The organism is Micromonospora sp. SCSIO 07396, from assembly GCF_053667945.1.
This window is the reverse complement of the sequence record NZ_CM132210.1, coordinates 1,801,623-1,827,140: the sequence shown is the minus strand read 5'-3', so window position 1 is coordinate 1,827,140 and position 25,518 is coordinate 1,801,623. Positions and strand designations below refer to the sequence as shown.

Here is a 25,518-nt window from a genome sequence, read left to right as displayed (position 1 = left end):
GACGAAACCCGCACCGGCGGGCGGCACCTGCTGCTCGACCCCGGCATGGACCTCACCCTGCGGCCGATGCGCTACCCGCACTTCTTCGACCGGTTCAAGGACGCCATCCGCAACACCTGGACGGTGGAGGAGGTCGACCTGCACTCCGACCTGGCCGACCTGGAACGGCTGTCGCCCGCCGAGCGGCACCTGGTGTCCCGGCTGGTGGCGTTCTTCGCCACCGGTGACACGATCGTCGCCAACAACCTGGTGCTCAACCTCTACCAGCACGTCAACTCTCCCGAAGGCCGGCTCTACCTGTCCCGGCAGCTGTTCGAGGAAGCCGTGCACGTGCAGTTCTATCTGAACCTGCTCGACACGTACGTCCCCGACGAGCAGGAACGGTTCGCCGCGTTCGCCGCCATCGAGAACATCCCGTCGATCCGGCGTAAGGCCGAGTTCTGCTTCCGCTGGATCGACTCGGTGTTCGAGCTGCGGGAGCTGCGGACCCGGGCGGACCGGCGGGCGTTCCTGCTCAACCTGATCTGCTTCGCCGCCTGCATCGAGGGGCTGTTCTTCTACGGCGCGTTCGCCTACGTCTACTTCCTGCGCTCGCGGGGCCTGCTCAACGGGTTGGCGTCGGGCACCAACTGGGTGTTCCGCGACGAGTCGATGCACATGGCGTTCGCCTTCGACGTGGTGGAGACCGCCCGGCGGGAGGAGCCGGACCTGTTCGACGCCGAGCTGGAACGACAGGTCACCGAGATGCTCGCCGAGGCCGTCGAGTGCGAGGTGCAGTTCGCCGAGGACCTGCTCGACCAGGGCGTGTCGGGGCTGTCGCCTGCGGACATGCGGTCCTACCTGGAGCACGTCGCCGACCGGCGGCTCGCCCAGCTCGGCATCGCGCCCCGCTACGGCGCGCAGAACCCGTTCGCGTTCATGGACCTGCAGGACGTGCAGGAGCTGTCGAACTTCTTCGAGCGTCGGGTGTCGGCGTACCAGGTGGGGGTCAGCGGCAGCGTCACCTTCGACGACGACTTCTGACCGGCGCGGCCGGGCCGGGTCACTGCGGAGGCCGGGTCACTGCGGTGGCCCGGCCTCGGTGAGCCGGCCGTCGGCCAGCCGGAGCCAGCGGTCCACCCCGATCCCCGCCAGGAACCGGTCGTCGTGACTGACCACCACGAACGCCCCCCGGTACGCCAGCAGCGCGCTCTCCAACTGCGCCACGCTGACCAGGTCCAGGTTGTTGGTGGGCTCGTCGAGCAGCAGCAGGTGCGGTGCCGGTTCGGCGAACAGCAGGCAGGCCAGGGTGGCGCGGAGCAGCTCACCGCCGGAGAGCACCCCCGCCGGCAGGTGGGCACGGGCGCCCCGGAACAGGAACCGGGCCAACAGGTTCAACCGCTCCGCCTCGGTCCGCGCCGGGGCGGCCCCGGCCAGGTTCTCCGCCACCGTGCGGGCCGGGTCGAGCAGGTCGAGGCGCTGGGACAGGTACGCCACCCGCCCCGACGCCCGCGCGACGGTGCCCAGGTCCGGCTCCTGCCGGCCGCCGACCAGCCGCAGCAGGGTCGACTTGCCGGCCCCGTTGGGCCCGGTCAGGGCGATCCGTTCGGGACCCCTGATGGTCAGGTCGATCCCGTCACCGGCGAAGACCGGCCGGCCCGCGTAGCCGGCCCGCATTCCGTGGCCGGCGAAGACGGTGCGACCGGCGGGCACCGTGGTGTCGGGCAGGTCGAGGACGAGCTGGTCGTCGCGGCGGGCCGCCTCGCCGGCCTGGTCCAGCCGGGCCTGGGCGTCGGCGACCCGGGCGGTGTGCACGTCGTCGGCCCGGCCCGCCGACACCTGCGCGTCCCGTTTGAGGTTGCCGGCGACGATCCGGGGCAGCCCCGCGTCGGACAGGTTCCGGGCGGCGGTCGAGGCCCGGCGGGCCGCCCGCTCGCGGGCCTGCTGGAGTTCCCGCTTCTGCCGCTTGACGTCCTGCTCGGCCTGGCGCAGCTGCCGCTCGGCGACCTCCCGCTCGGCCCGTACCACCTGCTCGTGGTGGGTGAAGTTGCCGCCGTAGAAACGGATCTGACCGTGGTCGAGGGCGGCGATGCGGTCCATCTCGTCCAGCAACGCCCGGTCGTGGCTGACCACGAGTAGCGCGCCCGGCCAGGACCGCAGCACGGCGAGCAGGCGTTCCCGCGCCGACCGGTCGAGGTTGTTGGTGGGCTCGTCGAGCAGCAGCACGTCGGGCCGTTTGAGTAGTTCGGCGGCGAGACCGAGGGAGACCACCTCGCCGCCGCTGAGGGTGCCGAGCCGGCGGTCCAGCGTCACCCCGGTCAGGCCGAGGCGGTCGAGGGCGACGCGGGTGCGCTCCTCGACGTCCCAGTCGTCGCCGACGGTGGCGAAGTGCTCCTCGGCGGCGTCACCGGACTCGATGGCGTGCAGCGCGGCAACGACGCGGTCGACCCCGAGCACCTCGGCGACGGTCTGCCGCATCGCGAACGGCAGGTGCTGTGGCAGATAGCCCGGCACCCCCTCGACGGTGACGCTGCCCCCGGTGGGCCGCAGCTCGCCGGCGATGAGCCGCAGCAGGGTGGACTTGCCGGCCCCGTTCGCCGCGACCAGGCCGGTACGGCCGCCGGGAAGGGAGAACGACAGGTCCTCGACGACCGGGGTGTCATCCGGCCAGGAGAAGGACAGGTGGGAGCAGACGACGAAACTGTCGGACATGGTGAACCTCGGAGACGGGTGATCCGGGCGCGCAGGCGCTGCCCGGGGCGAACAGGGCAAGACGACAGGGGCGACGCGACGGGGCGGTCATCCGCCGTCGGTCACCGCAGCCGGGTGTTCACCCGGAGATGTCGTCGTCACCTGCCACGATCTGCTCCCTGTCCTGGTCGACCGGACCAGGATAACCCGGCCTGGCGCGGGCGGGTCACCGCACGCACCGGCACCGACGGGTCGGCACGCGCCAGGCGCGGGCGGGTCACCGCGCCTCGTAGTCGAACCAGTCGAACGCGACGGTGCCCCGGGCTGCGTACATGCCGATGACCCGGCCGGTGAAGCCGCCGGCCACCTCGGTGGACAGGTACCTGCCGTCGAGTTCGGCAAGCACGTCGAAGGTCCCGTCCGGGCGCTCGACGCCGAGCCGGAGCAGGTCGGGTTCCTTGCCGGGGTGCCAGTCGCCGGGGGCCGGGGCGAGCATCTCGATCCGCAGGTGGACCGGGCCGGCCCCGACCTGCCGGGTGGCGAGCGTCGAGCGCACCGACCCGATCCGGGCCACCACCCGCACCTCACCGTCGCCCGCCTCGATGTCGTAGTGGTGCCGCTCGTCGAGGCGGACCACCAGACCGCCGTGCCCGTCACCCGGGTCGACCACGGTCCGGACCCGGCACGACGGGTGCTGCTGGCGGCGGCCGACGAACGTGACGTCCGGCGCGTCCGGGGACGCGCCCCGGGCCCGCAACGTGAGCCAACCGGGTCGTTCGGCCAACGACCAGACCTCCGCCGGCCGGGACCGCACCGAGACCCAGCGGGGATGCAGCCGGTCGGCGTCGAAGTCGTCGCGTACGGGCGGCGGCGGCACGGGGTGCGCGGCCCACGGCGGGGCGGGCATCTCCGGCGTGACCGCGCCGACCACCGGCCAGCCGTCCACCCAAGTCACCGAGGCGAGGAACGTCTCCCGCCCGAGCACGTGCCAGCCGGGGGTGCCGCCGCCGGGGCGGACCCCGAGCAGCACCAGCCACCACGATCCGTCGGGCCCCTGCACCAGGTCGGCGTGGCCGGTGTTCTGGATCGGCCGGTGGGTGCCCCGGTGGGTGAGGATCGGGTTGGCCGGGCCCGGCTCGAACGGGCCGTCGGGCGCGCCCGCGCGGGCGATTGACACGGCGTGCCCGCGTTCGGTGCCGCCCTCGGCGATCAACAGGTACCAGTGCTCGCCGATCCGGTACAGGTGCGGGGCCTCCGGGGCCTGCGCGCCAGGGGCCCCGGACCACAGCCGCCGGACCGGGCCGACGGTGCGTCCGGTCTCCGGGTCGAGGCGCACCTGCGCGATCCCGGCGTAGGTGCACCAGCAGGTGCCGTCGTCGTCCCAGGCGAGGTCGGGGTCGATGCCGTCCACCCCGGGGGCCCGGACCGGGTCCGACCAGGGGCCGGACGGGTCGGTGGCGGTGCAGATCAGGGTGCCGCCGCCCTCGGCGCAGTTGCTGACGATCAGCCAGAACCGGCCGTCGTGGTGGCGCAGGGTCGGCGCGTACACCCCGCCCGACGACGGCATGTCGACCGGCAGGGTGAGCTGACCGGGCCGGTCGAGCACGTTGCCGATCTGCTCCCAGTGCACCAGGTCCCGGCTGTGGAACAGCGGCACCCCGGGAAAGTACTCGAAGCTGGAACAGGCCAGGTAGTAGTCGTCGCCGACCCGGCAGACGCTCGGGTCCGGGTGGAAGCCGGCCAGCACCGGATTGGCGAAGGTGCCGTCGGGCCAGCCGGCGACACCCCCGGTCACCGCGTCGGCTCCGACCGGACTCATCCGCCAACCCCCCTGGGATCGTGATCGGGATGGATACCCGCCCACGATCCCACGGGGGCGGCACCGCCTGCTGCCCCACCCGACGCCGGCCGCCGGGCCGGCACCGGCCGGGAGGAGCCGTCGGGCCGCCTCCCGGCCGCGCGGTGCCGGGTCAGCCCACCGGCACGGGCCGCCGGGTCGGGCCGAGGTGCCGGGCGTACGCGCCGGTGGTGAAGAACGCGGGCAGGTCCTCGCCGAGGGCGGTGTCCTCGACGATCCGCGCCGCCCAGCCGGCCCGTTCCCGGTCGACGCCGTCGCGTCCGGCGACCAGGGCGGCCAACTCCTCCGCGAGGATCGACCGGACCAGGTCCTCGGTCACGCAGCCGCCGTCGGCCAGCGGGGTGCCGTGGTGCAGCCACTGCCAGACCTGGCAGCGGGCGATCTCGGCGGTGGCCGCGTCCTCCATCAGGTTGCCCAGTGCCACCGCGCCGGTGCCGCCGAGCCACGCGTCGACGTAACGCACGGCGACGGCGATGTTGGCCCGCACCCCGGCGGCGGTGACCCGGCCCGGGGTCTTGTCGACGGCGAGCAGGTCGGCGGCGGTCACGGCCACGTCGTCGCGCAGCCGGTCGAGCTGGTGCGGGCGGTCACCCAGCACCGCGTCGAACTCCCGACGGCAGGTCTCGACCAGGCCCGGGTGGGCCACCCAGGAGCCGTCGAACCCGTCGCCGGCCTCCCGCCGCTTGTCCGCCCGGACCCGGTCGAGGGCCACCTCGTTGACCTGCGGGTCCCGGCTCGGGATGAACGCGGCCATCCCGCCGATCGCGTGCGCCCCGCGCCGGTGGCAGGTCGCCACCAGCAGTTCGGTGTACGCCCGCATGAACGGCACCGTCATGGTGACCTCGGACCGGTCGGGCAGGACGAAGTCGGACCACTGCCCGAAGTTCTTGATCACGCTGAAGATGTAGTCCCACCGTCCGGCGTTCAGCCCCGCCGAGTGTTCCCGCAGCTCGTAGAGGATCTCCTCCATCTCGAAGGCGGCGGTGATCGTCTCGATCAGCGTGGTCGCCCGGATCGTGCCCCGGGGCAGGCCGAGGCGTCGCTGGGCGAAGACGAAGATGTCGTTCCACAGCCGGGCCTCCCGGTGCCCCTCCAGTTTCGGCAGGTAGAAGTACGGTCCGGCGCCCGCGTCGAGCTGCCGCTGGGCGCAGTGGAACAGGTAGAGCCCGAAGTCGACCAGGCTGGCCGAGATGGGCCGGCCGTCCACCACGATGCCCTTCTCCACCAGGTGCCAGCCGCGCGGCCGGACGACGATCGTGGCGAGCTGCGCGCCGAGGGCGTACCGCTTGCCGCGCGGGTCGGTGAAGTCGATCCGCCGGTCCAGGGCGTCGATCAGGTTGAGCTGACCGGAGATGACGTTGTGCCAGGTCGGCGCGGTGGCGTCCTCGAAGTCGGCGAGCCAAACCCGGGCCCCGGAGTTGAGCGCGTTGACCGTCATCTTCCGGTCGGTCGGCCCGGTGATCTCGACCCGCCGGTCCTCAAGGCCCGGTGCGGGCGGGGCCACCCGCCAGTCGGGGTCGGCCCGGATCGCGGCGGTCTCCGGCAGGAAGTCGGGGAACTGGCCGGTGGCGTAGCGGTCCCGACGGGCCCGCCGGGTGTCCAGCAGGGCCACCCGGCGGGCGGCGAACTCGCTGTCCAGCGCGACCAGGAACTCCAGCGCCGCGGGGGTGAGGACCTCGTCGAACCGGTCGGCCAGCGCTCCGATGATCTCGTACCTCATGCGAACTGCTCCTCTTCGGTGGAGCCACGCAGGGCGGTGGTCTCGGCGGCCGGGTTGAGCACGGTGCTGATCAGGTCGAAGTAGCCGGTGCCGACCTCGCGCTGGTGCTTGACGGCGGTGTAGCCGGCCGGCTCGGCGGCGAACTCCCGTTCCTGCAACGCCACGTAGGCGGGCATGCCGTCGGTGGCGTAGCCCCGGGCCAGGTCGAACATCGAGTAGTTGAGGGCGTGGAAGCCGGCCAGGGTGATGAACTGGAACCGGTAGCCGAGGTGGCCGAGTTCGCGTTGGAACTTCGCGATGGTCGAGTCGTCGAGGTGCTTGCGCCAGTTGAACGACGGCGAGCAGTTGTAGGCGAGGAGCTGGTCCGGGTACTCGGCCTTGATCGCCTCGGCGAACCGGCGGGCGACGTCCAGGTCGGGGGTGGAGGTCTCCATCCACAGCAGGTCGGCGTGCGGGGCGTAGGCCAGGCCACGGGCGATGCACGGCTCGATGCCGTTGCGCACCCGGTAGAACCCCTCGGCGGTGCGTTCGCCGGTGACGAACGGCCGGTCCCGCTCGTCGACGTCGGTGGTGAGCAGCGTGGCGGCCTGCGCGTCGGTGCGGGCGATCACCACCGACGGCACCCCGGCCACGTCGGCGGCGAGCCGCGCCGCCTCCAGGGTGCGCACGTGCTGGCCGGTCGGAACGAGCACCTTGCCGCCCAGGTGGCCGCACTTCTTCTCGGCGGCGAGCTGGTCCTCCCAGTGCACCCCGGCGGCACCGGCCCCGATCATGGCGGTCATCAGCTCGTAGGCGTTGAGCGGGCCGCCGAAGCCGGCCTCGGCGTCGGCGACGATCGGCGCGAGCCAGTCGACGCCGTCGTCGTCGCCCTCGGCGGTGGTGATCTGGCCGGCGCGCAGCAGCGCGTTGTTGATCCGGCGCACCACGGCGGGCACCGAGTTGGCGGGGTAGAGGCTCTGGTCGGGGTAGGTGTGCCCGGCGAGGTTGGCGTCGGCGGCCACCTGCCAGCCGGAGAGGTAGATGGCCTTGAGTCCGGCCCGGACCATCTGCACGGCCTGGTTGCCGGTGAGCGCGCCCAGGGCGTGGACGTAGTCCTCGGTGTGCAGCAGCTCCCACAGCCGTTCCGCCCCACGGCGGGCCAGGGTGTGCTCCTCCTGGACGGCCCCGCGCAGGCGGACCACGTCCTCGGCGCGGTAGCTGCGGCGCACCCCCTGCCAGCGGGGGTCGGTCTCCCACTCGGTACGCAACCGCTCCACGGCGTTCTGCATGATCTCGTCTCCTCGGATGTCGTGACGCCGGCACCGGCCGTCGTGCCGTCCGGCGGTGCGGACGCGTCGCCCGGCCGGCGTGTCACCCACGGTCACACGGGGTCCGGGGCGGGGTCGAGGGACGGAAGAAGCCAAGTTCTGAGAAGTTCACACCCGGTTCTGCGAAGTTGCGAACAGGTATATTCGCACTCTGCCAAGGGGCGCTGGGCTGCCGAAAGAGCAGCGGGGAGGTGGGCGTGGTGAGCAAGACCTTCGCGGGTGCCCGGCTGCGCCGGATGCGCGAGGACCGCGCGTTGAGCCAGTCCCGGCTGGCCCGGCTGCTCAACATCTCGCCCAGCTACCTCAACCAGATCGAACACGACACCCGGCCGCTGACCGTGCCGGTGCTGATGCGTATCACCGAGGTGTTCGGCGTCGACCCGACGGTCTTCGCCCCCCGGGACACCCCCCGGCTGGTCGCCGGGCTGCGCGAGGCGCTGCCCGGCCGGCCGGGCGTCGCCGACCTCACCGAACTCGCCACCCGGCTGCCCGAGGTCGCCGAGGCCGTCCTCGACCTGCACCGCCGCTACCGGCAGGCCGACGAGCAGCTCGCCGAACTGCTGGGCGACCGGGAGACGGTCGGACGCAGCCCGCACGACCGGGTGACCGAGTTCTTCTACCGGCGGCAGAACTACGTGCCCGACCTGGACGAGGCGGCGGAGCGGCTGGCCGGCACTATCGACCTGCGTCGCGGCGAGGTCCGGGCCGGGTTGCAGGACCGGCTCGCCCAGCGGCACGGGGTGCGGGTCCGCCACGACGACGCCACCCTGCTCGGCGACGAGCTGCACCGCTACCGGCCGCAGACCCGCACCCTGCACCTGTCGACGTCGCTGCGGGCCGGGCAGGAGGCGATGCGGATGGCCGCGCAGATCGCCCTGCTGGAGTACGCCGACGTGATCGACGAGATCGTGGAGGAGGAACGGTTCGACGACCCGCAGACCCAGATCCTCACCCGGGTCGGGCTGGCCAACTACTTCGCCGCCGCGCTGATCCTGCCGTACGGGCCGTTCCTCGCGGCGGCCGAACAGCACCGGTACGACATCGACCTGCTCACCCAGCACTTCACGATGGGCTGGGAGACCGTCTGTCACCGGCTCAGCACCCTGCAACGGCCCCGGGCGCGCGGGGTGCCGTTCTCGTTCGTCCGGGTCGACCGGGCCGGCAACCTGTCCAAACGCCAGTCCGCCACCGGTTTCCCGTTCTCGCTCACCGGCGGCACCTGTCCGCTGTGGAACGTCTACGAGGCGTTCGGCGCGCCCGGCCGGGTGGTGGTGCAGGTGGCCGCGATGCCCGACGGGCAGCGCTACCTGTGGATCGCCCGCACCATCACCCGGCACCACGGCGGCTACAACCAGCCCGGCAAGGTCTACGCGATCGGGCTCGGCTGCGAGATCAGGCACGCCGACCGGCTGGTCTACTCCCGGGGCATCGACCTGTACGACGCCGACGCCGTCACCGCGATCGGCCCGGGGTGCAAGACCTGCGAACGGATGACCTGCCCGCAGCGGGCCGCCGCGCCGATCAGCGGCCGGCTCGACCTGGACGAGAACCGCAGCACCTTCATCCCGTACCCGTTGAAGGGCTGACCACGGCGGCGGACCGGCACCGACGGCTGTCACCCGGTGCGGCGACCGCGCCCGTCGTGCCCGGCCGGACGGGCGACGGCACCACCGCGATCAGTAGGCGACGGCGAAGTGCGTGCGCGGGTGGGCGCCCTGCTCGGCCTCGTCCACGACGGCGACGGCGAAGTCGCGGTAGGAGATGCGGCTGGCCCCGTCGGCGTCGGTCAGCAGGCGGATGTCGCCGGCACGGTACGTCCCGGTCCGCTCGCCCTGCGGGTCGAACTCCGTCGCCGGCACCACCACCGACCACTCGACCGTCGCCGGGGCCGCCCGCAGCACGTCCAGTGCCGCCGCGTGCGCCCCGGCGAAGCCCCGGAACTGCGCCGGGAACCCGGGGGTGTCCATGACCCGGACGCCGGGCGCGACGTCGAGGTAGGCCGACAGGCCGATGCCGACCAGGCGGCCCCCGCCGGTCCCGGCGACGGCGTCGACAAGCGCGCCCACAGCGGCGGTGAAGAACCTTCCCGGGTCGTCCCCGAGGCCGGGGGCGGCCGCGTTCACCACCGCGCCCGCGCCCTCGACCAGGGCGGCGACCTGCGGCCGGTCGGTGACGTCGCCCGCGACCACCGCGACGCCGGGGCACGCGAGGTCGGCGTGCCGGGCGGTGTCCCGGACGACCGCGACGACGTCGTGCCCACGGCCGGCGGCCTCGGCCACGATCGCCCTGCCCGCCCGGCCGCCCGCGCCGAACACCACGATCCTGGTCACGTTCAGTCCCCTTCCACGATGCCGACGTGCCGGTTCCGCCCCGCGTCTCGCGGCGGACGACGCCGGTGCGCCACCGTAACGGGCACCGGGGTTTCCTGCGGGAAACCTCGTTAGGCTGGGTCGGTGACGGACCCCGACGCGCGCTTCGATCCGGTCTGCCCGTCCGGCATCGCGCCGATCCGCATCGGCGACAGGTGGACGGCGATGGTGATCTCCCTGCTGGCCGAGGAGCCGCTGCGGTTCTCCGCCATCAGGGCGCGGATCGGCCCGGTCACGGCGAAGGTGCTGACGGCGGCGTTGCGCAACCTGGAACGGGACGGGTTCGTCGCCCGGTCGGAGCACCCCGGACCACCCCGGAGTGTCCACTATGGCCTCACCGGGTTGGGCCGGACCCTGCTGCCCGCCGTCGCGTTGGCCGTGACGTGGGCGCACGACCACCTCGGCGCGATGCTCGACGCGCAGGAGGCCTACGACCGCGAGCACGCCCGACCGGGCCGGACAGAACCACGCTGACCGGGCTCTCCGGTCGGGTGGCCGGCACCGGCCCGTCTGTCGGCGGATCAGGTCAGGCTGATCACCGGTCGGGTCAGGGTCTCGTCGGCGTACCCGTCGGCGGAGGCGAGCCACCGGCCGAAGTCCCCGTCGCGGTAGGCGGTGGCGAGGGTCAGCCAGCCCAGGAAGTAGCCGCTGCCGCCGCAGGTGACGACCCCGCCGTCGCCGCCGCAGACCACGGTCGGCTCGGTCGTCACCTCGTACCGGTAGGGGTCCTGGCCGATCGCCAGCCCCCACAGGTTCGGCGTCCGGTGCGCCCCGGTCGGGTGCTCGACCGGATAGCCGTGGTCGGGGGTGTCGTCGCCCCAGCGGAACAGGGTGGTCGCGCCCGCGCCGCAGGCCCACTCCCACTCGTCCGGGCTGGTCGTCCGCAGGCCCAGGGCGGTGAGGGCGGCCATCGCCTCGTCGTGGTCGAACTCCTCGACCAGCACGGCCCGGGTCACCCGGCCGGTCCCGTCCAGCTCGACGGTCAGCCCGTCGGCGGAGCTCACCGTGCCCGCCTGCCCGCCCCGGTGGCCGAGCGACCCGACGAGTTCACCGACCCGGGGATCGTCCGACGGCACCGGCATCTCGCCGGGTTCGAACGCCTCCACCGCGACCAGCGTCGCCGGCAGGTCGACCTCGCGCACCGGCGAGGTCATCGCGTCGACGTACTCGGTCAGCGGGGGCAGGCCGTACTCCTCGGCGCTGTCGGCGTAGCTGGCCTGCTGGGCCGCTGAGGGGTGGAACCGGGAAGCGTCGTAGCCGAGCGTCGGCCGGCCGCCCGGCACCAGCGCGAACCGCAGACCGCCCCGGTCGAAGACCGCCGTGCGGTACGGACGTCCCGCGTAGACGGTGTGCCGCAGGCCCACCAGAGTCAGGTCGTGCCGCGCCGCGATCTCCCGGGCCAGGCGATCGGCGGCCTGCTCCGAGCGGTCGTTCCACTGGTCGACACGGAGCTCGGCGTACGACATCGGGCCAGGATAGGACACCGTCCGACATCGGCGAACCCGGGTAGTCGGCCCGCGGCCGTCCGCACATTTTCCCCTGAAGCTTGACTATTCGCCCAGAAATGCCACTACCGGTGAGCATAATGGAGCAGGCTCCGGCGGACAGGGGCCGAACAACCCACCCCTGTCACGCATTCAACCCTGTGAACGCCGGCTCCTGCCGTCGGGTCGGTGGTGAATTAACTCCACAGACGCACTACGGTAGGCCGTCACTTCTGTTCCCCGGCGCGCTCACGAATACCGAAGGAAGACTCATGACGACCGCACCCATGCGCCAGGATGATCACCCGGTGTCACTGGGCACGGTTCGCGCGGAGCCATTGGACCGCCTCTCCGCTGCGGACATCTCTCCGATCGTGCGCCGGGTGATAGCGGCTCACCTCGACCAGAGCAGAAGCCCCGTGGCGAAGTTCTCGTCGTTCATCTGACCGTCATGCATCCCGTACCGGCCCGTGCGGCGTTGACCGAGTTCGTCCTCAAGGTCCATGCCAGGTGCGATCTGGCCTGCGACCACTGCTACATCTACGAACACGCGGACCAGAGCTGGCGGCGACGTCCGGCGCGAATGACGTCCGAAGTGCTCGCCGCTGCGGCGGGCCGAATCGCCGAACACGCCGCCGCGCATCAGCTTACGGACATATCGGTTATCTTGCACGGCGGTGAGCCGTTACTGCTCGGACCCGTACGGATGCGCGACGTTCTCGCCGAACTACGGCGCGTCATCGGCGCGGTCACCCGGCTCCGGATCGGCATGCAGACCAACGGGGTGCTCCTGTCCGAGCAGTTCTGCGACCTGCTGGCCGAATACGACGTCTCGGTCGGGGTCTCGCTGGACGGCGGGCGTGCCGCGAACGACCTGCACCGACGGTTCCGCAATGGCGACAGCAGCTACGACCAGGCCCTGCGGGCCCTCGCTCTACTGCGACGCCCGGCGTACCGCCGGCTGTGGTCGGGTCTGTTGTGCACCGTGGACATCCGCAACGACCCGGTCGGGGTCTACGAGGCGCTCCTCGCCCAGCAGCCGCCCCGGATCGACTTCCTGCTCCCCCATGCCAACTGGGACGTCCCACCGCCACGGCCCCGTCAGGCCACCATCAGCTACGGCGGCTGGCTGCGTGCCGTCTACGACAGGTGGTGCGCCGACGGACGGCCGGTCCCGGTCCGGCTCTACGACTCGCTGCTGTCCACGGCCACGGGCGGCCCCAGCGGCACGGAGATGCTGGGGCTCGACCCGGTCGACCTCGCCGTCATCGAGACCGACGGCGAGTGGGAGCAGGCGGACTCGCTCAAGACCGCCTACCACGGCGCACCGGCGACCGGCATGACCGTCTTCTCCCACCCGGCCGACGAGGTCGCCGCCAGCCCGCAACTGGCCCGTCGCCGGGCGGGCCGCTCCGGGCTCGCCGACGAGTGCCGCCGGTGCCCGGTGGTCGAACAGTGCGGCGGCGGCCTCTTCGCCCACCGCTACCGTGCGGGACGGTTCGACCACCCGAGCGTCTACTGCACCGACCTGAAAGAACTGATCGTGCACGTACGAGAGAACCCGCCCGCCCCGGTCCGGCTCGACACCGGGTCGACCGACGACCTCATCGATCGCGTGACCACCCCGACAGGTGACCGGCTCGCCATCGAGCACCTCGTCGACGCGCAGACGGCCATCGTCCGTGCGCTGCTGCGGGGGGTGGCCGACGACCTGCCCCCCGGTGGCGCCGCAGCGGACGGCTGGGCGGCGCTGACCGAGCTCGACCGGCGCGCGCCGGGATCCGTCGCCCGCGTCACCGCCCACCCGTACGTGCGCGTGTGGGCGGTCGACTGCCTGGCCGGGATGGCGGCCGGCCATCGACACGGGGTCGACTACCTCGGGTCGATCGCCGCCGCCGCGGCGATCGACGCCGGTGTGCCACTGACCCTGACCGTGCCGGTCCGCAACGACCGCCTGCACCTGCCGACCATCGGCACGGTGCTGCTGCCCGAGGTCGGCGACGGCACGGCCCGGGTCCACGTCGAGAAGGGCGGCCTGCGGGTGACAGGTGACGACGTGGCCGTCGCGATCCGCGCCGGTGCGGGCGGCGACACCGCCCGGTGGCAACCGACGCGCAGGCTGGTCACCTCGGACGTGACGGTGCTGCTGGAGGACGGTGACCCGCACCGCGAATGCCACCGGTTGCCGGCCACCGGACGGCTGGCCGACGCGGATGCCGCCAGGTGGGGCGTCACCTTCGCGACGGCCTGGGAGATCATCACCGACGAGGTCCCCGGCCGCGCCGAGGAGCTGGGGGCGGGTCTGCGCGCCCTGGTGCCCCTGCGGCGCAGCGGCGGCGGGGTGAGCGAAGCCTCGACCGCGCGGCAGGCCTTCGGCGGCGTGGCCGCCACGGAGACCGACCCCGGGTCCCTGGCGGTCCTGCTGGTGCACGAGTTCCAGCACAGCAAGATGAACGCCCTGCTCGACATCGTCGACCTGGTCGACAGCGCGCGGCCGACCAGCGTCGTGGTCGGTTGGCGGCCCGACCCGCGTCCCGCGGAGGCCGTCCTGCACGGCATCTACGCGCATGCGGCGGTGGCGGACATCTGGCGGATCCGGGCCGACCGCCGGGTCGACGGCGCACTGGCCACCTACCGTCGCTACCGCGACTGGACCATCGAGGCGATCACCGCCCTCGACCGCACGGACGCGCTCACTCCGGCGGGTTCGCGGCTCCTGCGGCGCATCGCCCACTGCGTGACGGGCTGGCCCTCCTGACCGTCGCCGCCCGCACGACGCACCGACCTGGCGGCGACCCGGCGGCGACCCGGGCAACGGGGCGTCCGCGCCCGTCGACTCAGGGGCGGCGACCGCGCCCCTGAGGGCCGATGGACGGTCCGTCATGTCGTCAGGTGAAGACCTGGTCACCGCAGGGCAACGTCTTTACTCTGATCGATACACTCCACAACGTGTCGACTGGAGAGCAGAGCGTGATCATTGCCGGTTGGCGGTCGGGACGCTCTGTCCGCGCGCACAGGGTCGTGTCGACGTGAACCATGACCGACCCCTCCCCGCCGGCACCCGTTACTTCTTCCTCAGCTACGTCCCCCCACCGACGCACAACGAGCGCACCCCCGGCGACCACTGGGTGCGTCGCTTCTACCACGACCTCAACCTGGCCATCGACGGGCAGCCGGGAGTTCGGTTACGCCGGCGTGGCTTCGCCGCCTTCACCGTACGTCCACCGGAGGACCGGGCGGAACAGCGGCGGCTGGCGCTCGCGGAGGCCGAGGTGTTCGTTCCGCTCTACTCACCCGACTATCTCAACCGCGACGACACGCGACGGGAGCGGGAGTGGTTCCGGCAACGGCTGCAACGGGCCGGTCGACCGACCGACGGGGACAACATCCTCCCGGTGCTGTGGACCCCGTCGCCCGCAGCCGTCCACGCGCCCGACCAGGCCCGCGCCCTGGCGATGGGCACCGACGTGGACGCCTACGTCGCCGACGGCATGAGCGCGCTCTGCCGGTTGCAGACCCACCAGAAGGCCTACCAGGAACTCCTGGGCCGGCTGGCCCGGCACATCGTCGACACCGCCGAGCGGACACCGTTGCAGCCGGCGGAGCCGCCCTCCGGGCGCACCGACGTGCCCTCGTCCCCCACCAGCGAGGTGCCCTTCCGGTCCGTGGTGATCGCCCCCGACCAGCCGTCGAGCCCAGGCCGGCTCAACGGGCGGTTCCACACCCACGCCGACCGGTGGCGGCCGTTCCCGGGCCAACGACCGGTCGTCGACGACGTGACCGACGCCGCCCAACGGTTACGGCTGCCGATCGATGTCCGGGACTTCGTACCCGACACCGATCTGTTCCGGGACTGTCCCGGCGTGATCATGATCGATCCACTGGTGGTCGAGACCGACGACGGTGCGGAGGCCGTCCGCGCAGCCGTGGACTGCCTCCGCAACTGGGTGGGCGTCGTGGTGATCGTCGACGCCTCGGTGCCGAACCACCGCACACACGCGACGGCGCTACTCGACCGGACGGTGGCGATGATCCCCGCACCGGCCCGGCCCCTCGCGGTGACGACGCACGCCGAGTGGCAGGCCGGCATTCTCGGCCTGGTCGACCGGATGCGACGCCGCTACCTCGACGCGAGGCCGGCCTACCCGCCACCGGGGCCGCCGATCAGCAAACCCCGGCTCTCGGAGCACCCCCTGCCCGACGAAGGAATGGACACATGACCCGACGCGAGGGACAGGTCGTCACCTTCTACTCCTACAAGGGCGGCACCGGCCGGACGATGGCCCTGGCCAACGTCGCCTGGATCCTCGCCGCCAACGGCAAGCGGGTGCTGGCCGTCGACTGGGACCTCGAATCACCCGGGTTGGCGCGCTTCTTCACACCGTTCATCGACCGCAACGCGCTGGAGAGCACCGGCGGGGTGATCGACCTGATCCGCGAGTACGAGTGGGCGACCGCCACCGTGCAGGACAAGGGCGACGAGCGCTGGCACGAGCAGTACGCGCGGGTCCACAAGTACTCCTTCTCGTTGAACTGGTCCAACTTCCCCGGTGACGGCACCCTCGACTTCCTCTCGGCCGGCCAGCAGAACAACGACTACGCCGGCGCGCTCGCCGGCATGAACTGGGACGAGTTCTACGAGCGGCAGGGCGGCGGGCACTTCTTCGACGCGCTGCGGGCCGACATGCGGCGCAACTACGACTACGTCCTCATCGACAGCCGCACCGGCTTCTCCGACGTCGCCGACATCTGCACCATGCAACTGCCCGACATCCTCGTCGCCTGTTTCACGCTCAGCGACCAGGGCATCAGCGGCGCAGCCACGGTGGCCCGCCTGGTCGAGCACCGCTCCGAGGCGCGACAGATCCGGGTGCTGCCCGTGCCGATGCGGATCGATCCCGCGGAGAAGGTCAAGGCGGACACCGGTCGCGCCGTGGCCCAGCAGCGCTTCAGCGGTCTGCCGAGCGGGATGAACGAGGCTGAGCGCGACCGGTACTGGGCCCGGATGCAGGTTCCCTACCAGGCCTTCTACGCCTACGAGGAGTTGCTGGCCACCTTCGCCGACCAGCCAGGCGTCAACGGCTCGCTGTTGTCGGCGTACGAGGTCCTGGCCCGGGAGATCACCCGGGGGGAGGTCGACTCGCTGCCCCCGATGAGCAGCACGGTACGCGACCGGATCAACGTCCGTTTCACCCGTACGGCCACGTCGGTGGAGAACGAGATCCTGCTGCGCCACGCACCCTACGACCGGGTCTGGGCGGAGTGGATCGGCCACCTGCTCGCCTCGGCCGACGTACGGGTGACCGACCCGTGGTTCGTCGACGACGTGGTGCCCGGCACCGCCCGCGAGCTGATCATCGTCTCCGAGGCCAACGCCAACGAGGAGGCGGTGCTCGCGGCGGCGGACCGGTCACCCGACCAGGTCCCGCTGGTGGTCTACGTCGCCGACGTCCGGCGGCTCGCCAACGTGCCGGCCGCGCATGCCGCCTCGGTCGCCGGGTTGGAGGCGCGGACGGCAGCCGCACGGATCCTGCGCCTCGTCGGCCGGGACGGGCTGGCCGCCGACATCGAACTGCCGACCGGACCCCGCTTCCCCGGACGCGACAACACCGTCTTCGAGGTGCCGGGCCGCAACAAGCGGTTCACCGGTCGCGAGGAGGACCTGCGCGAACTGCGTACGCTGCTGCGCAGCAGCCCGAAGGTGGTGTTGGCCGGCACCGGTCCGGTGACGTTGCAGGGCATGGGTGGCATCGGCAAGAGTCAGCTGGCGCTGGAGTACGCCCACCGCTACCGCGCCGCCTACGACATGGTGTGGTGGATCGACGCCGACCAGGTGCCGTTCATCGAGTCCGCCATCGGTGACCTGGCGCCCCACCTGGGCGTGCCGCTGTCGGAGTCGAACCGGGAGAACGCCCGGCTGGTGCTCCAGGCGTTACGGCACACCGATCTGCGGTGGCTGCTCATCATGGACAATGCCGACGAGGTCGAGGGCGTCCTGCCGTACGTGCCGGACGGCAGGGGTCACGTCCTGATCACGTCACGGAACCTCCAGTGGATCGAGCGGGCCGCCACCGTCCAGGTCGACGTGTTCAAACGGCCGGAGAGCATCCAGCACCTCATGGAGCGGGTGCCCAACATGCGGGCCGAGCAGGCCGACCGGGTCGCCTCCCTGCTCGGCGACCTGCCGATCGCGGTGACCGCCGCTGCGGCCTGGCTGGCTGACACCGGCCACTCGGTCGACGACTACCTCGCCGAGATCACCCGTTTCGGTCCGGGTGCGGTGATGGAGCCGAACAGCAACGTCTCGGTGGAGGCCACCTGGGAACTGTCGCTGAGCCACCTGCGGACCGGAAGTCCGGCGGCCTACCGGGTGCTGCAACTGTGTTCGGTGCTCGCGCCGGAGATCTCCGCCGACCTGGTCTACAGCGACGAGTTCGCCGAGGCGTTGGTGCCCTTCCATCCTCAGGCCAAGGAACGGCTGGTCCGTCAACAGCTGGTGCAGCAGGCGAACCGGCTCGCCCTGGTCCGGGTCGACCTGCGCGCCGACACCCAGGCGGGGGGCGAGCGGGGCAGGGGCGGACTGGTGATCATGCACCGCCTGTTGCAGCACGCCGTGCGGTCCCGGATGACCGAGGAGGAACTCGCCGAGGCGCATCGCCAGGTGCACCTCGTGCTGGCCGCCGCCCGCCCGGACGGCGAGGTCGACGATCCGGAGGGATGGCCCCGGTTCCGGGTGATCTGGCCGCACCTGGAGGCCTCCAAGGCGCTGCTCAGCAGCCGGGTCGAGGTACGCTCCCTGATGATCGACCGGGTCCGCTACCTGATGCTGCGGGGTGACCTGGAGAGCGGCCGGCTGCTCGGTCAGGAGGTCGCCGACGCGTGGGAGCGGTTACTGGCGGCGGAGACCGACGAGTCCGCGCGCAACGACCTGCGCCGACAGTTGCTGCACCTACAGTTCAACCTCGCCAACATCCTCGCCTTCCTGGGGCAGTTCACGCAGTCCCGGGCGCTCGACGAGCAGGTGCTCACGGCGCAGCGTGAGCTGCTCGGTGAGGACCACCCGCACACCCTGATGACGGCCGGCGGGCTGGCCCGCGACCTGCGCGGTCTCGGCCTGTACAGCGAGGCCCTGCGGCTGGACGAGGGCACCTTCAACGCCTGGAAGCGCAACTTCACCGAGGAGCATCCCCGGACCCTGGCCGCCCTCAACAACCTCGCCAGCACCCAGCGGTTGATGGGGCGCTTCCGTGAGGCGCGCAGGAACGACGAGGCAGTGGTGGCCGGCCGCCGTGCCATCCTGGGCGAGAACCATCCGGACGCGCTCGCCTCGTCCGCCTACGTCGGCATCGACATGCGCGACGCGGGCGACTACGAGCAATCGGTCACCCGGCTGCGCAGTGTGCACCAGGATCTGCTGCACACGGCGGGCCCCGAGCATCTGATCACCCTGCGGACGCAGACGAACCTGGCAGTCTCGCTGCGCGCCGCCGGCAACGCGGTCGAGGCGGACCCCCTCCTCGAAGCCGCCTACGAACTGCTCACCCAGCGGTTCGGACCCGACAACCCCGAGACCCTGACCTGTCGGCTGAGCCTGTCCATCAATCTGCTCACCCTCGACCTCTTCCAACGCGCCAGCCGGGAACTCACCGAGGTGCACCGCATCTACCAGAGCAATCTCGGCTCCGACCATCCGTTGACCCTGGTCTGTCTGGTCAACCTGGCCATGGTCGCCCGCCGGGCCGGTGACTTCGCGCAGGCGCGGCAGCTCGCCGGCGATTCGGCAGCGGCGCTCGCGACCGTGCTGGGTGCCGACCATCCGTATCCGCTCTCCGGGTGGATGAACCTGGGCATCTGTCTCGCCGACCAGCCGGACCCCCCGGAAGGCCGGGAGGCCGCCGACAGGCAGGCGCTCGACCTGCTGCGGCACGCCTGTGAGGGCCTCGTCGACAGGCTCGGCCCGGATCACCCCAACACGCTGCGGTCACGGGCGAACCTGCTGCTGATGCAGGACCGGACCGGTTCCGGCCGGCGGGGAGAGATCGAAGCGGTCATCCGTGAGCTCGCCTACCGGATGGGTGAGCACCACCCGGCCGTGGACACCGTACGCCAGCGTCGGCTGCAACGCCGCATCATCGACCCCCATCCGATCTGACCCGCGCCCGGTCCCCGGCTAGGTCGCAGGCGGAGTCTGCCCGAGCAGGCGCAGCGCCGCACGGGCGGCGGGCAGGGTGGGCTCCGCCGGTGTCCGGCCGTGCGCCCGCAGATAGTCGAGAAGCAGACGACGCAGTCTCCCCTCGTCGAGGAACTCGTCAGGCAGCCGGTGTGCGAGCAGTTCGGCCATCGTGGTGGGCGGAATCTTGTGCCAGGCGAGATCGGCGTACTCGCCCAACGCCATCAGCAGCCACAGCGCGGTGCGGTTGTCGACCTGCGCGGCGGCGAACTGCTCGGCCATCTCGGCCGAGACCACGCCGTCCTCCAGGGGAAGCTCGGCCAGCCGCGCCTCGATGTCGGCAAGCACGGTCCGCACCCGGGGGACGTGACGCTCCGGGAGCCGGTCGAGCCCGCGCCGAAGGATCAGCGCGTGCAGCACGGCATGGTCCTCGGGAACGCCGATGAGATCGAGCAGGGCGGGAAACTCGTCGATCAGGTAGGGACAGGCGATGATCAGCTCGGGTAGTGCGGTCACGGAGCTGGGCACCCGGGTCAGCGCCACCCGGGTCAGCCCGCAGACCACCTCCCGGGGCAGTTGGGCGGCGTCCTCCGCCAGGCACTCCAGCAGCAGCGTGGCGCTCGTGCTGGACACCGCGTCGGGACGGTCCACGGCCCGTTCCCACAGCCGCCGGTAGCTCAGCTCGTCGTAGAGGATGAGGTGACGCAGGGACGGCACCGGCCACCGCCTGGTGGCCAGCGCCACCAGTTCGGCGTGGAAGCGGGCCGCCTCGAAGCTGTCCGGCTGTCGGTCACGCCAGGCCCGCGCTCCGGCCTGGAGCTGACCGTAGGTGGTGACGTCACCGAGCAGCCGGGCCTCCTCGGCGGCCACCGACATGCCGGCCCGGCGGACCCGCCGTCGTCCGACCCGGCCGTCGACGTCCCGCCCGAACCAGCTGAGCATGGTCACCTGGTCCTTCTCGGCCAGACCTGCCCGCCACAGCCGGACGGTGGACACCCAGGTGTCGTCGTCCATCAGGTCGGTGTACGGCACGCCGTCGGCCGACACCAGCACGGCCAGCGTCACCAGGTTCGCGGTGTAGGCGGCGAGCAGACGTACCGGGTCGAAGGGAGCGGGCCGGTAGCCGTCCACCCCCGCGAGGTTGCCCCGTTGCCGGGCCCCGGCCAGCAGTCCGACGATGGCCGCGGTCATGCCGCTGCGCTCCTCCGGGTGCCGGGAACTGAGTTCCTCGACGAAGGCGACCACCGCCTCCCGCTTGACCAGGGGTTGGTGGGACAGCAGGGCACGGAACTGGCCGGTGTCGAGCTGGTGGCCGAAGCTGGTGGGGGTGCGGGTGCGCCGGTGCAGGTCGGCGAGTTCGCGCAGTGATCCCACCACGTACTCGGCGATCAGGAAGTCACCGATGGTCGCGTGCAGGAACTCGTACGTCCGCCGGGTGTCCTCGCCCTGGAGGTCGTCCGGACCGTACACGACGAAGAAGGCGGCGGTGACGAGTTGTTCCGGCCCGAGCACGTCACCGAGTTCGAAGCGGGAGCCGTCACCGACGCCACCGCCGAAGCAGTCCAGGTCGGCCCGGAGCGTGGCCCGGTTCACCACTTCGCGGTTGCGGTTGAACATGGCGAACGCGGTGACCGCCAGGTCGTGGCGCAGGCGGTGTTCGCGGGCGTCCCGCTCGTGCTGGTCGAGGGTGTCAGGTGACTTCTCGGCGACCTGCCGCCGGATGAAGGCCGTGAGCAGACCGGTGAAGAGGTCGGACCGCGAGATCCCGGCTTCGGGGCGACGGTCGACGCGGTGTTCGTTGTAATGGATGGCCAGCAGGGTGAGCAGCAGCGGTTGGTGGGCGAGTTCACCGTGCGACAGCAGATCCTGGGCCGCCAGCTGGCGGTAGCCCGGCTGTTTCTCGTTGGCGGTGTTGACGGCGGCCACCCACGTGTGCACCTGTGCGTCGGTCAGGTCTTCGAGGCGGACCAGCACGGTGCCCTGGGGGACGCTGACCCGGTCCATCACCAGCATCCGGGACGTGATGATCGGGATGACCGAACAGCCCAGGTCCCACTGGGCCTCCTGGAACTCGGCGACCCGTTCGATGTACTGGGCGTGGGCCGTGCCGCTGACCTGGACGAGTTCGTCGAACCCGTCGAACACCACCACGATGGTCGTGTTGCTCGTGGCCCGGCGCAGGTCCGCCCACCGGATACGCTCGTCCATCACCTGTTCGATCGCGGACTCGATCTGTTCCGTCGGCGACGTGGCACCCGACAGCCGACGCAGTGGCACGGTGATCGCGGTGAACCGGGTCGCCGGCAGCCGCGCCGCGATGACCCGGGTCAACAGCGTCTTTCCCGCCCCCGGCTGGCCCAGCACCAGCAGGGGGCGGTGCAGGCTCGCCGGATCGGTCAGGTAGTCGGAGAGGAAGCCGACGAGGTCACCGCTTCGCGGCTGCTCCGCCCACCACAGGTCCCGCTCCGGCGCGGCGTCCTTGTCCTGGGTGGCGATCCGGAAGTCGGGGCTGATGAAGCCGTGTTCCACAGTCGGCAGGCGCAGGTCGAAGACGATGTCCTTGATTCTCAGCAACGGTTGGCGGAACACCGCGGTCAGTGACGCGGTGAGCCGGTCGAGGGATTCGCGGAGCATGTCGGGCCGGTCGGCCGGTGCCGATCCGACCAGCCCCGACAGGTTCGTCGACAGCTCGGCCAACGCGTCCAACCGGTGCGTCACGTCCAGGGACAGCTGCCGGTTGTCGTTACGGTTGTGTTCGATCTCCTGCCGGAGCATCCGGAATCCGAACTCCGGAAGGTCGGCGGCGAGGCGGTCGAACCGGGCCTCGTAGTACTGCATGCTGCGCTCGACGACCCGGGACCGCAGCGACGTGAGGTCCAGCCCGCGCCGCACCTCGCTCCACGCGGCGAGACCCTCGCAGAAGGCGATGGTGGCATCGTGCAGGAGGACGTACGCCACCTTCATGTCGCGGCGGGTATCGCCCATGCCGTACACCGACGACGGCAGCGGGAAGTGTCCTGCGTCGATCTCCTGCGGCAGGGTGCGCTGACGACGACCGGCCGACGCCATGGCCGTCTTCTCGGCATCGGTCAGTTCCAGCCGGTCGAAGCCCGGCCCCACCTCGTCCCGGAAGCCGTCGAAGAAGGCCGCCAGGGCCAGGACCGTGTGGCTGGCCTCCAGCAGCTCGTAGTAGGACTTCCCCCCGGAGGACCTGATCCGGCCGGCCTGGTTGCCTGTCGCGTCGCGGACGAGTTGCAGAAGCGTGTTCGTCGGACCGAGCAGGGCCAACGCCGCACCGTTGGTGAGCGCTCCGGCTCCCAGGATCCCCACGTTGACGATCTTGCCGGCGTCGGTGATACGGGCGTTGCCGGGAGCCAGGAGCCGTAACGCATCCCGATAGCTGAGGCTCGAACGGCGCGGCATGCCGCCCCTTCCGCTGCGGGAGGTCGGATCCACTGAGGATACGCAACCCCGGTGACCGGGCGCTGTCGGACATTCACCCGCTGGCAGCACCCGGGGTGGTCAGTAGCCGATCCGGAAGGTGGCGTCCTGCCGGTCGGTGGCCGGTGAGCTGCCGGTGAGCGGGTCGATGCGCAGCAGGTAGGCGTAGTGGCGCAGGTACCGGTCGGGGAAGTTGTACGAGCGGAACGACGTCCACGAGGAGTCGGCGAGGCCGGCCGTGCGGTAGAACGTGGCGTCGCCCCGGAACGCGCTGGTGCCGTCGTTGGCCGCCAGCCGGATTGTGTAGTCGTAGTGGCGCAGGTAGCGGTCGGGGTAGTTCACCGAGCGGAACGACACCCCGGCCGGGTCGGCCAGGCCGGGCACCAGGGTCCACAGTTGGTCCTGGTACGGCTCGAACGGGTACGTGTCGATGCGTCCGACGTTGTCGGCGTGCCGCAGGTAGCGGTCCGGGAAGTTGTACGACTTGATCCGGTTCCAGGTGGGCAGCCCCCAGGCGGCGGTGAGCGCGGTGAGCTCGGCCGCGGTGACCGGGGTGATCCCGGGATGCTTGGAGTTCAACGGCTGGGTGTACGCCCGGTCGTTGAGCAGGCTCCACGTGCCACCCGCCACGTTGCCGGTCTGCCAGCAGAAGAACCGCCCGTTCGGGCTCCACGTGTCGCCCCACAGGTACCAGGTGTTCGCGGTGTGGGACTTGACGATCTGCGGGGCCTCGACGCCCCGGCCGGGGCCGATGGCGGCGGTGTGGACGCTGAAGCTGCCCGGGTCGAGGGTGGTGGAACGGGTGCCGAGCAGGGTGCTGTTGGTGTTGTTCTTGAAGTACATGTAGTTGACCCCGTTGACGCTGACGAAGCTGCCGTCGATGGCGTCGTAGCCGGGGTCGAAGAATGTCTGCGGGGCGGACGCGGTCACGAAGTCGGCGGTGTAGTTGACCATCAGCACGTTACGGCCGCCGGTGACGGCGGAGTAGACCACCGCGTACTGCCCGCGCCCGGGGTCCCAGTACGCCTCGGGCGCCCAGGCGTGGGTGGCCAGGGAGTGCACCTTGAGCAGCCGGTAGCCGGTGAAGGTGCGCAGGTCGACCGAGTCCCAGACGTGCAGGTACTGGCTCTGGTAGTTCCAGTCGGTGCCGTTGAGGTCGGTGGCGAGCACCACGAAGCCGCCGTTCTGCCTGCGCAGGACGAACGGGTCGCGCAGGCCCCGGCTGCCCAGCGTCGGGGTGGCGACGGGGCGGTTCTGGTTCAGCGGGGTCCAGTTCAGGCCGTCGGTGCTGACGGCGAGGTGCAGGCCGTAGTTGGCGGCGGTCATGTTCGGCGACTCGGTGAAGTAGGCCATGACATAGCCGTCGCCGGGGGCGGCAGACGCGGCGGTGGGGCGCAGCAGGGTCGCGCCGGCGAGGGCGGCACCGGTGGCGGACAGCAGGGTACGACGCTTCAACGGGTCACCTCGGGGTGGTGGAGGCGGGGTGGCGGTGGTCCCCGTACGGTATCGCTGACATCGATGACGTCAAGTGTCTCGGTGGGCCCGGTCCCCCCTGCCCCGCAGGTCGGACGCATCGCGCCCCGGGCCGGTCGACTCCCGCTCAGCCGTCCAGGGCGCGCAACAGGTTGCCGCCGAACACGTCGGCCGTCTCGGCGGCGGAGAGCCCGTCGAGGCCGACCGGGTGCAGGGTCTGGGCGAACGACACGTGGTCGAGGCTGGGGGCGAAGTCGGAACCCCAGTAGAGCCGGCGCGTGCCGAAGTGGTGCAGCAGCGTCGCGACGAAGGGTCGGGCGGCGGGGTGCGGGTAGCCCTCGGCGGGGTCGCTGACGGCGTACAGGCCGGAGACCTTGACCCCGACGTGGGGCAGCCGGGCCAGGTCGGTCAGCGGGGCGAGCCGGTCGGCGGCGGCCGGGAGGTCCGGGACGGCCGACTGCCGGCCGGGCAGGCCGAGGTGGCTGAACAGCACCGGGCAGCCGTCGAGGGCGGCCAGCGCCCGGCCGAGGCGTCCGGCGGCCTCGGGTGGGGCGTTGAAGCTGAGGACCGTTGCCGCGTCGGTGAGCGCCCCGGCGACCTGCGTCAGCCACCCGGCGAAGGCGTCGGCGGCGGCCGGGTCCGGCAGGTACGCGGCGAGGCCGGCGAACCCCGCCGACCGGAGGCGGTCCAGTCCGGCCGGGTCGACGCCGGTGACCGGAACGTACGCCAGCGGGGCGATCCAGGCGTGCACGGCGGCGAGCCGGGCGAGGTGCCGGTTGTTGCCGGTGAACTCCGGGCCGCCCTCGTAGCCGACCACGAGGGCCCGGGAGATGCCGTGTTCGTGGCGCAACGTCCGGTAGACGGCGAGTTCGTCACCCCCGGCCGGTGACCTTCCGTACCGGCCGGGATAACCGTCGGCGAACAGGTGCAGGTGGGCGTCGGCGCGTTCCATGGGGCGGACCCTAACCGATTCTGAGCTGCCCATTGACGCGGGAGGACCCCTCGCTTAGGTTCTTGTCTCAATTA

At 71.7% G+C, this 25,518-nt stretch carries 16 protein-coding genes; 7 read left to right on the top strand and 9 right to left on the bottom strand.

Annotated features, from left to right (window positions below; genetic code table 11):
• The first annotated feature begins 45 nt into the window (after positions 1-45).
• A complete protein-coding gene (locus tag ACWCHM_RS07945) occupies positions 46-1,023 on the top strand; it encodes a ribonucleotide-diphosphate reductase subunit beta (RefSeq protein ID WP_281903002.1) in 978 nt (325 codons plus the stop codon).
• Between the two features lie 36 nt (positions 1,024-1,059).
• On the opposite strand, the gene ACWCHM_RS07940 is transcribed toward ACWCHM_RS07945, so the two are convergent.
• The 4 genes from ACWCHM_RS07940 to aceA form a co-directional block, all read right to left on the bottom strand.
• Complete coding sequence (locus ACWCHM_RS07940) at positions 1,060-2,691, bottom strand: ABC-F family ATP-binding cassette domain-containing protein (protein WP_454221891.1); 1,632 nt, start codon at positions 2,689-2,691, stop codon at positions 1,060-1,062.
• A gap of 256 nt (positions 2,692-2,947) precedes the next feature.
• Entirely contained in the window at positions 2,948-4,489 is a 1,542-nt protein-coding gene (locus ACWCHM_RS07935) for a glycoside hydrolase family 43 protein (RefSeq protein WP_454221890.1), read from the bottom strand.
• Positions 4,490-4,640: 151 nt separating this feature from the next.
• On the bottom strand, positions 4,641-6,248 hold the full coding sequence (gene aceB / locus ACWCHM_RS07930) for a malate synthase A (protein WP_454221889.1): 1,608 nt from the start codon (positions 6,246-6,248) through the stop codon (positions 4,641-4,643).
• Positions 6,245-7,516, bottom strand: a complete 1,272-nt coding sequence (gene aceA, locus ACWCHM_RS07925) for an isocitrate lyase (protein WP_204961508.1) — start codon at positions 7,514-7,516, stop codon at positions 6,245-6,247. Before aceA ends, aceB begins: the two co-directional genes overlap by 4 nt.
• A 239-nt stretch (positions 7,517-7,755) precedes the next feature.
• Between aceA and ACWCHM_RS07920 the strand changes: the two genes are divergently transcribed.
• On the top strand, positions 7,756-9,141 hold the full coding sequence (locus tag ACWCHM_RS07920) for a short-chain fatty acyl-CoA regulator family protein (RefSeq protein ID WP_281896331.1): 1,386 nt from the start codon (positions 7,756-7,758) through the stop codon (positions 9,139-9,141).
• A gap of 90 nt (positions 9,142-9,231) precedes the next feature.
• On the opposite strand, the gene ACWCHM_RS07915 is transcribed toward ACWCHM_RS07920, so the two are convergent.
• On the bottom strand, positions 9,232-9,885 hold the full coding sequence (locus ACWCHM_RS07915) for an NAD(P)-dependent oxidoreductase (protein ID WP_454221888.1): 654 nt from the start codon (positions 9,883-9,885) through the stop codon (positions 9,232-9,234).
• A 123-nt stretch (positions 9,886-10,008) separates the two neighbouring features.
• Between ACWCHM_RS07915 and ACWCHM_RS07910 the strand changes: the two genes are divergently transcribed.
• Complete coding sequence (locus tag ACWCHM_RS07910; RefSeq protein WP_307821459.1) at positions 10,009-10,398, top strand: winged helix-turn-helix transcriptional regulator; 390 nt, start codon at positions 10,009-10,011, stop codon at positions 10,396-10,398.
• A 47-nt stretch (positions 10,399-10,445) separates the two neighbouring features.
• Here the strand turns inward: ACWCHM_RS07910 and ACWCHM_RS07905 are convergent, their stop codons facing one another.
• Positions 10,446-11,390 (bottom strand): hypothetical protein, encoded by a 945-nt coding sequence (locus tag ACWCHM_RS07905; RefSeq protein WP_454221887.1) that lies wholly within the window; start codon positions 11,388-11,390, stop codon positions 10,446-10,448.
• Positions 11,391-11,680: 290 nt separating this feature from the next.
• Here ACWCHM_RS07905 and ACWCHM_RS07900 point away from each other — a divergent pair, with 290 nt between their 5' ends.
• The 4 genes from ACWCHM_RS07900 (at position 11,681) to fxsT (ending at position 19,560) form a co-directional block, all read left to right on the top strand.
• Positions 11,681-11,854: a hypothetical protein gene (locus ACWCHM_RS07900; protein WP_204961504.1), complete on the top strand. Its 174-nt coding sequence runs from the start codon at positions 11,681-11,683 to the stop codon at positions 11,852-11,854.
• 5 nt (positions 11,855-11,859) lie between these two features.
• On the top strand, positions 11,860-14,166 hold the full coding sequence (locus ACWCHM_RS07895; RefSeq protein ID WP_454221886.1) for an FxsB family cyclophane-forming radical SAM/SPASM peptide maturase: 2,307 nt from the start codon (positions 11,860-11,862) through the stop codon (positions 14,164-14,166).
• Positions 14,167-14,437: 271 nt separating this feature from the next.
• Complete coding sequence (locus ACWCHM_RS07890) at positions 14,438-15,628, top strand: TIR-like protein FxsC (protein ID WP_204961502.1); 1,191 nt, start codon at positions 14,438-14,440, stop codon at positions 15,626-15,628.
• Entirely contained in the window at positions 15,625-19,560 is a 3,936-nt protein-coding gene (fxsT, locus tag ACWCHM_RS07885; RefSeq protein ID WP_204961501.1) for an FxSxx-COOH system tetratricopeptide repeat protein, read from the top strand. Before ACWCHM_RS07890 ends, fxsT begins: the two co-directional genes overlap by 4 nt.
• Before the next feature lie 18 nt (positions 19,561-19,578).
• Here fxsT and ACWCHM_RS07880 read toward each other — a convergent pair whose 3' ends face one another.
• The 3 genes from ACWCHM_RS07880 to ACWCHM_RS07870 form a co-directional block, all read right to left on the bottom strand.
• The gene (locus ACWCHM_RS07880) at positions 19,579-23,001 is read right to left on the bottom strand and encodes an NACHT domain-containing protein (protein ID WP_454221885.1); all 3,423 of its coding nucleotides are present in this window, start codon (positions 22,999-23,001) and stop codon (positions 19,579-19,581) included.
• Between the two features lie 99 nt (positions 23,002-23,100).
• Positions 23,101-24,474: a glycoside hydrolase family 43 protein gene (locus ACWCHM_RS07875; protein ID WP_281896316.1), complete on the bottom strand. Its 1,374-nt coding sequence runs from the start codon at positions 24,472-24,474 to the stop codon at positions 23,101-23,103.
• Positions 24,475-24,619: 145 nt separating this feature from the next.
• On the bottom strand, positions 24,620-25,444 hold the full coding sequence (locus ACWCHM_RS07870) for an amidohydrolase family protein (RefSeq protein WP_454221884.1): 825 nt from the start codon (positions 25,442-25,444) through the stop codon (positions 24,620-24,622).
• Positions 25,445-25,518: the final 74 nt, after the last annotated feature.

What these genes read in the sequence shown, in the direction of transcription:
- ACWCHM_RS07945 (WP_281903002.1), top strand. Translation starts at nt 46, where the DNA reads ATGGACCTCACCCTGCGGCCGATGCGCTACCCGCACTTCTTCGACCGG.
- ACWCHM_RS07940 (WP_454221891.1), bottom strand. Translation starts at nt 2,691, where the DNA reads ATGTCCGACAGTTTCGTCGTCTGCTCCCACCTGTCCTTCTCCTGGCCG.
- ACWCHM_RS07935 (WP_454221890.1), bottom strand. Translation starts at nt 4,489, where the DNA reads ATGAGTCCGGTCGGAGCCGACGCGGTGACCGGGGGTGTCGCCGGCTGG.
- aceB (WP_454221889.1), bottom strand. Translation starts at nt 6,248, where the DNA reads ATGAGGTACGAGATCATCGGAGCGCTGGCCGACCGGTTCGACGAGGTC.
- aceA (WP_204961508.1), bottom strand. Translation starts at nt 7,516, where the DNA reads ATGCAGAACGCCGTGGAGCGGTTGCGTACCGAGTGGGAGACCGACCCC.
- ACWCHM_RS07905 (WP_454221887.1), bottom strand. Translation starts at nt 11,390, where the DNA reads ATGTCGTACGCCGAGCTCCGTGTCGACCAGTGGAACGACCGCTCGGAG.
- ACWCHM_RS07900 (WP_204961504.1), top strand. Translation starts at nt 11,681, where the DNA reads ATGACGACCGCACCCATGCGCCAGGATGATCACCCGGTGTCACTGGGC.
- ACWCHM_RS07895 (WP_454221886.1), top strand. Translation starts at nt 11,860, where the DNA reads ATGCATCCCGTACCGGCCCGTGCGGCGTTGACCGAGTTCGTCCTCAAG.
- fxsT (WP_204961501.1), top strand. Translation starts at nt 15,625, where the DNA reads ATGACCCGACGCGAGGGACAGGTCGTCACCTTCTACTCCTACAAGGGC.
- ACWCHM_RS07880 (WP_454221885.1), bottom strand. Translation starts at nt 23,001, where the DNA reads ATGCCGCGCCGTTCGAGCCTCAGCTATCGGGATGCGTTACGGCTCCTG.
- ACWCHM_RS07870 (WP_454221884.1), bottom strand. Translation starts at nt 25,444, where the DNA reads ATGGAACGCGCCGACGCCCACCTGCACCTGTTCGCCGACGGTTATCCC.